The 9,815-nt window shown below is 71.3% G+C and carries 7 protein-coding genes; 1 reads left to right on the forward strand and 6 read right to left on the reverse strand.

Annotation, left to right across the window (positions count from 1 at the left end):
* Positions 1 to 36: 36 nt before the first annotated feature.
* From OO014_RS17890 to OO014_RS17900, 3 genes are read right to left on the reverse strand one after another with little or no spacing between them, the layout of a single operon-like run.
* On the reverse strand, positions 37 to 1,563 hold the full coding sequence (locus OO014_RS17890; protein ID WP_272463684.1) for an esterase/lipase family protein: 1,527 nt from the start codon (positions 1,561 to 1,563) through the stop codon (positions 37 to 39).
* Between the two features lie 43 nt (positions 1,564 to 1,606).
* Positions 1,607 to 3,670: a TCAD7 domain-containing protein gene (locus tag OO014_RS17895; RefSeq protein ID WP_272463685.1), complete on the reverse strand. Its 2,064-nt coding sequence runs from the start codon at positions 3,668 to 3,670 to the stop codon at positions 1,607 to 1,609.
* Positions 3,671 to 3,679: 9 nt separating this feature from the next.
* Entirely contained in the window at positions 3,680 to 3,886 is a 207-nt protein-coding gene (locus OO014_RS17900) for a hypothetical protein (protein ID WP_272463686.1), read from the reverse strand.
* A 777-nt stretch (positions 3,887 to 4,663) separates the two neighbouring features.
* Between OO014_RS17900 and OO014_RS17905 the strand changes: the two genes are divergently transcribed.
* Entirely contained in the window at positions 4,664 to 5,764 is a 1,101-nt protein-coding gene (locus OO014_RS17905; protein ID WP_272463687.1) for a DUF2652 domain-containing protein, read from the forward strand.
* Between the two features lie 115 nt (positions 5,765 to 5,879).
* Here the strand turns inward: OO014_RS17905 and OO014_RS17910 are convergent, their stop codons facing one another.
* The 3 genes from OO014_RS17910 to OO014_RS17920 all read right to left on the reverse strand — a co-directional run bounded on the left by OO014_RS17910 (position 5,880) and on the right by OO014_RS17920 (position 9,696).
* The gene (locus OO014_RS17910) at positions 5,880 to 7,235 is read right to left on the reverse strand and encodes a sulfate adenylyltransferase subunit 1 (RefSeq protein WP_272463688.1); all 1,356 of its coding nucleotides are present in this window, start codon (positions 7,233 to 7,235) and stop codon (positions 5,880 to 5,882) included.
* Positions 7,235 to 8,224: a sulfate adenylyltransferase subunit CysD gene (cysD, locus tag OO014_RS17915; protein WP_272463689.1), complete on the reverse strand. Its 990-nt coding sequence runs from the start codon at positions 8,222 to 8,224 to the stop codon at positions 7,235 to 7,237. The genes OO014_RS17910 and cysD overlap by 1 nt, the downstream gene beginning before the upstream one ends.
* A gap of 122 nt (positions 8,225 to 8,346) precedes the next feature.
* The gene (locus OO014_RS17920; protein WP_272463690.1) at positions 8,347 to 9,696 is read right to left on the reverse strand and encodes an HNH endonuclease signature motif containing protein; all 1,350 of its coding nucleotides are present in this window, start codon (positions 9,694 to 9,696) and stop codon (positions 8,347 to 8,349) included.
* Positions 9,697 to 9,815: the final 119 nt, after the last annotated feature.

A 9,815-nucleotide genomic window follows, 5' to 3' on the forward strand; every position in this document is an offset into this window, starting at 1 on the left:
GGCGCGTTTACCTCAAACCGCGAAGGGGGCAGCGGGTCAGCCGGGGAGCCAGGTCGTCAGGGCCTCCGCGACGCGCGGCTGGGTGAAGAAGGAGCAGTGCCACGTGCCGGCGTCGGACTTCAGGCGCAGCGACTGGTCCTCGCTGACCCGGAACCCCAGCGGCCCGTCGACAAACCCCACCCCGTCGGACGGCACGACGCCGTCGTTGGCCTGGTCGCCGAAGACCTTGTCCAGCACCGACTCCGGGAACTGCCACAGCGTGGCGAGCGATCCGGTCGGCTCGAAGTCGGCGTCGATCGCATAGAGCCGGCTCGGGTCCGGCGCTGCCGTGGCGATCCCGCCGAGGAACTCGCCGCCCGGACGCATCGACGCCAGGCCGGGCAGCCCACCGAGGGCGCCCTGACCGATGATCTTGACGACCTCGAGGACGCCGTCGAGGACGTCGGTCACGACCGTCCACGGCCCGGGTGGGACGAGGTTGAGCAGGGCCGTCATCCGGTCGACCCAGGCGCCCATGTGCTCGCCGTCGGCGAGCGGGGTGCCCGAGTTGGGCGAGGCGACGAAGACGGTGCGCCCGACGGTGACCCGCCCGCCGGACTGGGCGCCCACCTCGGCGAGGGCCCGGGCCACCAACCCGCCCCTGCTGTGGCAGACCACGTCCAGGTCCACGGACGCGTCGGGGCCGATGGCGCGGACCAGACGAGTGAGCTCGAGCGCGTTCTGGGTCGGGTCGACGGACAGGCTGGGGTGGTCGAGGGCGAAGACCCGCCCGCCATAGCGGGTGGCGAGCGCCTCCATGGTCGCCCGGGGCAGCGCGCCGAACGAGCCGTGGCTGGTGGCGAAGGTGCCGTGCACGAAGAGCAACGCGCGCCCGGACGTCAGCCCCGCCGTGTCGAACCCGTCCCCCGTGGCCGGCGTGCCATAGACCGCGGGTCCGAAGTCACGCAGCCGGGTCGGCCGGCGAGCGCTCTCCCAGCGCCCGGCGATGACCCGGGCGGCCGCGCCGACGAGGTCGTCGAGGATCGGGTAGACGAGGACGGACAGGATCTTCTTGCCGATCAGGGTGATCAGGGACCGGTCGCCGACCGGTGCGTCCGCGCCCTCCTCGACCCGGGGCGTCGCGACGGCAGCAGGCACGACGAAGCGGACGTTCCCCGCTCCACCCCGTGAGGCATCGTCGACCGCCCCGCCAACCGCCGGCTCCGGGTAGTGCCAGCTCGGCACTCCGGCCTCGTCGACGAGGAGCAGCACCTGCCCGCGGGTCGGGCCCAGGTCCGGCACGTCGAGCACCAGGCCGGGCTCTCCTGCCCCGGTGCGCACCTCGCCACCGGCGCCACCGGCGCCACCGGGTGCCTCCGCCGCCTCCACCTCGACGGCGACGAGCTGGCGCATCCCCGCCCGGCCCAAGGCGTCGTCCCACGCCCCGGTGGTCCGTTCCGGCTCGCCCGACCGACCGCCGAGCGCCCCCTCCTGGAGCGCGGCCCGCCCCCGCAGTCCGGGCGCCGTGATGACGACGCCTCTGCCGAGGTCGACCCGCCGCGTGCTTCCGTCCAGCTCTGCCATGCGTCCTCCGATCCGAGTGGCCAACAGGTGGGGCCGGGCCCCGTCACGACGTCTCGAACGTCAGCTCGGGGTGCCCGTAGAACACGTAGGCCAGCGGTGTGGCGGTCTGCTGGTCCCAGTCCGTTGCGTACCGGGAGCGCAGGACCCGCACCGCCTCGGCCACCGAGGTCCCGCCCTTCAAGGCGGTCGCATAGAACTCCTCGGCGAAGTGTCGCGCGACGAGGTCGTTGACGTTCCACAGCGGTGCGACGTAGCCGCTGCAGCCCTCCGCCACGAAGGCGCCCGCCATCCCGCCGTAGTCGCTCAGCACCGACCCGGCCATGCCGACCTGGCAGGCGTTGAGGAAGACGAACGGCTTCGTCTCCCGGGTCAGCGACGACCCCTGGACGATGAACGGGTCGAGCCGGCGCTGCGACTCGCTCAGGATGATCCCGGTGTACTGCTGCATCGTCGGGCTGACCTCACCGTGCGCCGCCACGTGCACGGCCGTCGGTCCGAAGGGCGCGCCGTTGCGTTCGAGCTCGTTGCTGAGCAGCCGGTCGAAGTCCGCCTCGGTCGCCTTGAGCGGCAGCCCCCCGTAGGCCATGGCGATCGCCTTGCCCTCCTCGATCGCCTCGGGCAGCGGCCGGACGTTGGTGTCGGACGCGTAGTCGCCGATGACGACGGCGAGCGCCGCGGCCGAGGCCCGCGTCGGTGGTGGTGTGGCTGGCCGGTCGCCGCCGCGTGGCGTGCGGGTGATGGGGGGCACCCAGCGGCCTATGCGACAAAGGCAACCCAGCGGCATACCGACGCTTTCGCCTGGCTCCTCGGGAGGGAGGTCTGCCGGGTCGAGGATGTCCTCCCCCACCCACGCGAGCTCCCACGGCACGTAGGGCTCGTTGGTGACGATGAGGATGCTCGGGACCTCGTCGTCGGCCTTGGCGCGCTCCCACACCTGGGCGAAGAGCGACCAGAACTCGGGGGGCACTGCACCGGTGACCGCGCGTCCGATCCCCGTGACGGTCTTGCGCAGGAACGGCGAACCGATCTGTGCGGGAAGCTGGTTCATCAGCTGGACCGCGAACTCTCGGGCGGACTCGTTGCCGAGGTCGGTGGTCAAGCGCTCGGTGGGCAGCGGGATGTCCGGGTAGCGGGTGTGCAGCAGCCACTCGAGCTGCGCGTCGCCCTGCCGGTTGCGGATCTCGACGGTGATGTGCGGCGCGGGGGCGTTCGCCGGCGGCGCGAGGCTCGTGCCGCCCTCGAGCGGCGGGGTGGTGGGCGCTGGAGCGGCGACCGCGCCGATGTGGACCTCGCGCCAGGCGCGTCCGACGACGTTGCCGTCGCACTCGTAGGACACCTCGATCACCCGGACGACGTCGGTCTCGACGGGCTGCGCGACCACGGCGAAGCTGACCTTGGCCGTCTCGGGCGCGGACCGCGGCACCGTCAGCTCTCGGCGGACGCCCTCGGGGAAGTCGAGCCCGTGACCCATCACGGACACGGTGAACGGCAGGTCCGCCCGACCACGCACGGCCGTCACGGTGAAGGGCACTGCGCCCGGTGCGCCCGTCTCGCTGAAGCCGACCTCCACGTCGAAGCGCTCCTCCGCCTTCACGGCGTCAGGTGCCGTCACGCGGGGGTACGCCTGGAACAACGCGTCGTATGCCGCTGGGCTCGCTTCCCCGCCCACCGCACGATCCGTGGGTGGCGCGGGAGCGGGTGGCGGTGGCGCGGGAGCGGGTGGCGGTGGCGCCATCGGCAGGCCGGCGCTGCGGCTGCCGCCCCGGTCGCTCGGCGGGGGTACGAGGACGCCCACGATGTCGTCCCCGTCAAGGACGACGGTGCGCCCGCGTGCGGTCGCGCGTTCGGCGTCGGCGGCGGACGTGGTGTGCAGGTCGACTGACCTGCTGGCCTGCCACTCGTGCAGGTTGAGGGCGAGCGTGAGGGTCGGCGCCGAGTTGCCCCGCAGGTTCGCGCGGAGGCTGCCCACTGTGAAGTCGTAGACGTAGGTCTGCCCGCCCTCCTCGCGACGGACCACCGTTGCCGCGTCATCCGGGAGCGCGGCGAGCCGCTTCAGCGCGAGGTCCGGCGTCAGGGTGGCTGGCAGGACGATGACAGACGTGAACATGGCGACTCCTCACCCGGCGTCCCCGGGTCCCGTGGTGGTCGACTCGAGACTCCGAGCCGTCTGGCGTCGGTCCCAGGTCCGGAAGGGCATGGCGGGGGATGGCCCGGTGGGTGAGTCGACGACTCGGGCGCTGTAGCCGTCCCCACTGCGTTCGAGGAGAACCTCGAACTCGTCGTACTTCCACTCCTTCATCGCGGCCTCCCCGGCGCCACGCATCTGGGTCCTTCGACGATATGCCCGGCGCGTCACCTATGTGACCTGAATGACTCATTCCCCATTGCGCAGACGCGAGGCAAGTCGGTTGAGATACGCCCTGCCGCACTGGCCCTCGAGGGGTCAGTGCGGCAGGATCGTTGGGGCGAGCGGGCTGCTCACTCGGCCGGAGCGACGCGACGCGGTGCGGCCGGAAGCTGGATCGAGGGGGCCTGGACCCGGGACTCGCGGCGGCGGGGCCACCACGACCGGCGGACGCGGGGCTCGCGAGGCGCGGACTGCCGACGGAACTGCTCGGCCTCGCGGTGCGCCTGACGCATGCGTTCTTGTATCTCGAATTCTGCGAAGTGTTCGAACATTTCAATCTCCCTGTTTCACGAATCTGCGGGGTGGTTCGTGCTGCTCATATGACGGCGGCATGACGGGGACTGATACGTCGACGGCGTATTGGGCCGATGTGTCACAGTCGTGCCGATTTGATGAGAAGGACGGTGTAGGCCCCAGAAGCGTCAACGCTGGTGATCGTCGTTGCGCGGGCCTGAAACCATCAGGGAGTCAAGGCGATTCGCGCGCTGACGATCGAAGCGAGGGCGCCGCTGGCGTCCGACCCGACGGGCGTCGGGATCCTCGAATCGATCTGCATGATGAATTTCTCCTTGAGAGTTGTTGGCTGAGAACTCTCACATCGAGTAAGCCAGAGCGATTGCCAGGATGCAACGCATTTATCGGCGGCGGGGGTGATACTGGCATGACGTACTCACCACTGGGAGGCCGCAGGCAATGCAGACCGAGCGCGCATGCCTGCTGATCGGCGACATCTCGGGATACACCGGCTACCTCGCCGGGGTCGAGCTCGACCACGCGCAGGACATCTTGGCAGACCTCCTGGGCACCATCGTGGCCTCGCTGAGTCCGGGCTTCGAGCTGGCCAAGCTCGAGGGCGATGCCGCGTTCACCTTCGCGATCACCGAAGAGATCGACGGTTCGCTGCTCCTCGACACCATCGAGCGCTGCTACTTCGACTTCCGGCGTCGACGGCGTGACGTCCAGCAGTCGACGTCGTGCCGGTGCAACGCCTGCGTGCTCATCCCCGATCTCAACCTCAAGTTCGTGGTCCATCACGGGGCGCTCATACGCCAGCGGGTGGCTGGCCGGGAGGAGCTGGTCGGGGCGGACGTCATCCTCGTGCACCGCCTGCTCAAGAACGACGTGGTCGCGGCGACGGGCATCGAGGCCTACGCCCTGTTCAGCCAGGCGTGCGTGGATGCGATGGATGTCGATGTGGCAGCGCTCGGCATGCAGGCGAGCAGCGAGACGTACGAGCACATCGGCACGGTGGACGTCTGGGTGCATGACCTGGAGCGGCGCTGGAGTGAGGAGACCGCACGGACGCGGGTCTTCGTGGACGAGTCCGACGCGTTCTACCGCAGGGACATGACGTCGACCGCGTCACCGCAGGTTGTCTGGGAGTACGCGACCTCTCCTGGGCGTCGGCTGCAGTGGCAGGCGGGAGTGACGGCGGTCGAGGTCACGGCACCGGGCAACCGACGGGGCGTGGGCGCCACGAACCACTGCATTCACGGAAAGGGGGCCAGCGTGGAGGAGGTGCTCGACTGGCGCCCCTACGACTACGTCACCATTCGCAACACCGTCCCCACTCCCCTGGGGCCCATCCGGTTCATCCAGACCACGGAGCTGCGCCCCACGGTCGACGGCACGAGCCTGCACCTCCGACTGGCGGCACCGGAATCCCGTCGGGAGCGAGTGCTCGCGCGGCTCATGGCCCCGCTGCTCGACCGGGCGCTTCGGACCTCCGATGAGCGCTTGGCGCAGTTGCTCACCAAGGGCCCCGAGGTGTGGACACCGGGGCCACTCGAGTGAGTCCGGACGGGCGGGCCCCGAGGTGTGGACACCGGGGCCACTCGAGTGAGTCCGGACGGGCGGGTCCCGAAGATGTGGACACCGGGGCCACTCGAGTTGGATGGGACGGGGTGGGTCAGATGTCGAAGTCCTCGTCGCCCTCGGGCGCGATCGGAGCGGGCGGGGCTGACGGGAGCGTGGCGCCGACCATGCCGGCGGCCAGCGTCCGACCGTCGTGGCTGTCGATGAGCAGGAACGACCCACCGCGCCGCGACACCGCGTAGTCCTCCACCGGCACCGGCGAGGCGAGCCGCAGGGTCACCCGACCGATGTCGTTGAGCGACAAGGACTCCGCCGGCACCGCGTGCAGGTCGTCGAGGTCGAGCACGCCGTCGAGCGTGCGGACGAACGCCTGCACGGTCCGGGCGCCGTGCTTGAGCAGCAGCCGCTGGCCGGGCCGCAGGTCAGCGTCGCCGAGCCAGCAGACGACGGCTTCGATGTCCTGGGTGGGCGTGGGGGCGCCTTCAGCAGCGGCCAGCACGTCGCCGCGCGAGATGTCGATCTCGTCGGCCAGTCGCAGCGTCACCGACTGCGGCGCAAACGCCTCCGGCAGCGACGAGGACCCGAGGTCGATCCCGACGACCGTGGACTGCTGGCCCGAGGGCAGCGCCACGACGGGGTCGCCGACGCGCACGACACCAGCGGCGACGGCCCCTGCATAGCCGCGGTACTCGCGGTGCTCCTCCGACACGGCGGCACCTTGCGGCCGGATCACGAGCTGCACCGGCATCCGGAAGGACTCGGCCTCGACGTCCTCGGACGGCGGCAGCGACTCGAGCAGCTCGAGCAGGGCAGGACCGGAGTACCAGGGCGTCCGAGCGGACCGGTCGACGATGTTGTCCCCGTCCACCGCGCAGACCGGGATCGCCCGCGCCTCGGCCACCCCGAGCTCGCGCGCCACCGCTGCAACCGACGCCTCCACGCGCTCGAACACGTCCTGGGCAAAGTCGACGAGGTCGATCTTGTTCACGGCCACGACGACGTGCGGCACCCGCAGCAGTGCGGCGACGGCCAGGTGCCGGCGGGTCTGCTCGAGCACGCCCTTCCGCGCATCCACCAGCAGGACCAGCACGTCAGCGGTCGACGACCCGGTCACGGTGTTGCGGGTGTACTGCACGTGCCCGGGGCAGTCGGCGAGGACGAACGAGCGGGTGGCGGTGGCGAAGTAGCGGTAGGCCACGTCGATGGTGATCCCCTGCTCCCGCTCGGCGCGCAGGCCGTCGGTCAGCAGCGCCAGGTCGGCCGCCGTGAGGCCCCGATCCCGGGAGACCCGCTCGACAGCGGCCAGTTGGTCGGACAGGACGGACTTCGTGTCGTGGAGCAGCCGGCCGACGAGGGTCGACTTCCCGTCGTCGACGGACCCGGCCGTCGCGAGACGCAACAGGCCGCGCTCGCCGAGCCCAGCGGCATACGGCGTGGTGGTGGTGCTCATCAGAAGTACCCCTCCTTCTTGCGGTCCTCCATGGCGGCTTCGCTGATGCGGTCGTCGGCGCGCGTCGCGCCGCGCTCGGTGAGCGTGGACGCGGCGACCTCGGCGACGATCTCGGCGTTGGTCGCGGCAGGCGACTCGACGGCGCCGGTGCACGACATGTCGCCGACGGTCCGGTAGCGCACGAGGCGCCGCTCGACGACCTCGCCATCACGCGGCTGGGACACGGGACCGACGGCGAGCCACATGCCGTCGCGCTGGAAGACTTCGCGCTCGTGGGCGTAGTAGAGCGGCGCGAGCGGGATGTCCTCGCGCTCGATGTAACGCCAGACGTCGAGCTCGGTCCAGTTGCTGATCGGGAAGACCCGCACGTGCTCGCCGGGGCGGTGGCGCGGGTTGTAGAGGTTCCACAGCTCGGGGCGCTGGTTCTTGGGGTCCCACTGCCCGAACTCGTCGCGCAGGGAGACGATGCGCTCCTTGGCGCGCGCCTTCTCCTCGTCGCGCCGGCCGCCGCCGAAAACGCCGTCGAAGCGGTGCTCGTTGATCGCGTCGAGCAGCGGGATCGTCTGGAGCGGGTTGCGGGTGCCGTCGGCGCGCTCGCGGAGCCGCCCGTCGTCGATGTAGTCCTGCACGCTGGCCACCTCGAGGCGCAGCCCGAGCCGCTCGACGGTCTCGTCGCGATAGGCGAGGACCTCGGGGAAGTTGTGGCCCGTGTCGACGTGGAGGACAGGGAACGGGATCGGCGCCGGCCAGAACGCCTTGACGGCGAGGTGGAGCATGACGACCGAGTCCTTGCCGCCGCTGAAGAGCAGCGCGGGCCGCTCGAGCTCGGCGGCGATCTCGCGGATGACCTGGATGGACTCCGCCTCGAGCGCGTCGAGCTGGCTCAGGCGCCGGGCGGGCTCACGCTCAGCGCTGCCGTATGCCGCTGGGCTGGCTTCCGCAGGGAGCGTCGCCTCCCGCGCGTGGCTGGGGACCTCGGTGACCGTCATGTAATGCAATGTATAACGCCCGATTATGATCGGTTGAGGCGGTTCCACGATCCGGGCCATTCCCACCCGGGGCGTGGGAGATGACCCCGGGTTGGCCCGACGCCTCCGCTCGCACAGCCTCGTCATGCGCCCACGGGGAGGTCGTCGGCGTGGGGGCCGGTCCAGGGGAGTTGGGGTGCGCGGGGTCCGATGGTGATGGGGTGCCCGGCTGTGGTGAGCCAGGTGACGCCGTCGGGGCGCACGTCTGCGGTCAGGTCGCGTTGGTGGACGATGGTGTGGTGGCGTCCGCAGAGCAGGGCGCCGTTGGCCAGGTCGGTGGGTCCGCCTCGGGACCAGTGCTGCACGTGGTGGGCGTCGCACCACTGCGGCGGGATGGTGCAGCCGGGGAACGAACAGCCCTGATCCCGTCGCGCGAGGGCGAGGCGTTGCGCCGCGGTGAAGTAGCGTTCGGTGAAGCCTTGGTCGAGGACCTGCGAGGGCCCGCCGAGGACGGTCGGGATGATCTGGGCCTCGCAGGCCAGCCGACGCGCCGTGCCGGGCGAGAGGACGGCGTCGTTGTCGGCCAGCCCGGCGCCGCGGACCTGCTCGAGCAGCGCCTCGAGGGTCATGGTGACCACGAGCCGGGTGCGCGGGGTGCGGGTCACCCCGTGCGGGGCGGCGACCGCGCGGCCGACCAGCTCGAGCAGCGCGTCGGCCCTTCTGGTCGCGGCGGTGCGCGGGTCGGTGCTCGTCTCACCGGTCCAGGCCAGCTCGGGGCGGGGCCGGGCCAGCGGGTCGATCGCGGCGTCGAGGATGGCGGCGCCCTCCGGGTCCAGGCGCAACAGGTACTCGGTGAACCCGGCCACCGTGCCGACCTTGCTCAACGCCCGCCCGAGCCGGCGGCCCTCATCCTCCCGGTCCAGCTCGGCCGGCGGCTTGAGCGCGGCCCGCGCCTGCGCGGCGACCCGGCCCAGCTGCTTGACGCTCAGGTGCTCGATGTTCTCCACGATCGCGGTGATGATCCCGTCCAGGTGCTCCGGGTCGGCGATCCGGGCCACGTCCTGGTGCAGGCGCAGCACCACCGCCGCCTGCGCCACCGACACCCGCCCGGAGGTCACCTTCTCGGACAGGGCCGCCCAGCGCGGCTCGGTCATCGCCGCCCCGACCAACGCCAGCGCGGGCGCCGACGCGCCACCCCCGCCACCGTCGAGCGCGGGCGCCTGCGCCTTGAGCCAGTCGATCCGCGACAGCCCGTCACCCGAACCGAGCGAGCGCGAGTGGGCCTCCCTGGCCAGCACCGCCGTCAACGTCTGGCTCAACGCCGCGAGCTGCTGCGCCCCGGCCACCCCGGCCGACACGTCCGACTCAGGGAGCGACCAGGTCGGGAAGTCCGAGGCCAGCCGGGCCACGACCTGCGTGGCCAGCTCGAGCGCCGCGACGAGACCCTGCGCCTCGATCAGCTCCTCGGCCCGCACCATCGTCACCCCTGACACCCCTGACACCCTCGCGGGCCGCGCCTCCAAACGCCGCGACCCCTTCCTCCCGGTTTCGACCACTCTACCACCATTCTCGAACACCTGTTCGAAAGTGGCGAGTCGTTTTCGGGGGTCGC

The organism is Intrasporangium calvum, assembly GCF_028446585.1.
In the GTDB taxonomy this organism is placed as follows: Bacteria; Actinomycetota; Actinomycetes; order Actinomycetales; family Dermatophilaceae; genus Intrasporangium; species Intrasporangium calvum_A.

Coding starts and splice junctions, on each gene's coding strand:
- OO014_RS17890 (WP_272463684.1), bottom strand. CDS start 1,563: ATGGCAGAGCTGGACGGAAGCACGCGGCGGGTCGACCTCGGCAGAGGC.
- OO014_RS17895 (WP_272463685.1), bottom strand. CDS start 3,670: ATGTTCACGTCTGTCATCGTCCTGCCAGCCACCCTGACGCCGGACCTC.
- OO014_RS17900 (WP_272463686.1), bottom strand. CDS start 3,886: ATGCGTGGCGCCGGGGAGGCCGCGATGAAGGAGTGGAAGTACGACGAG.
- OO014_RS17905 (WP_272463687.1), top strand. CDS start 4,664: ATGCAGACCGAGCGCGCATGCCTGCTGATCGGCGACATCTCGGGATAC.
- OO014_RS17910 (WP_272463688.1), bottom strand. CDS start 7,235: ATGAGCACCACCACCACGCCGTATGCCGCTGGGCTCGGCGAGCGCGGC.
- cysD (WP_272463689.1), bottom strand. CDS start 8,224: ATGACGGTCACCGAGGTCCCCAGCCACGCGCGGGAGGCGACGCTCCCT.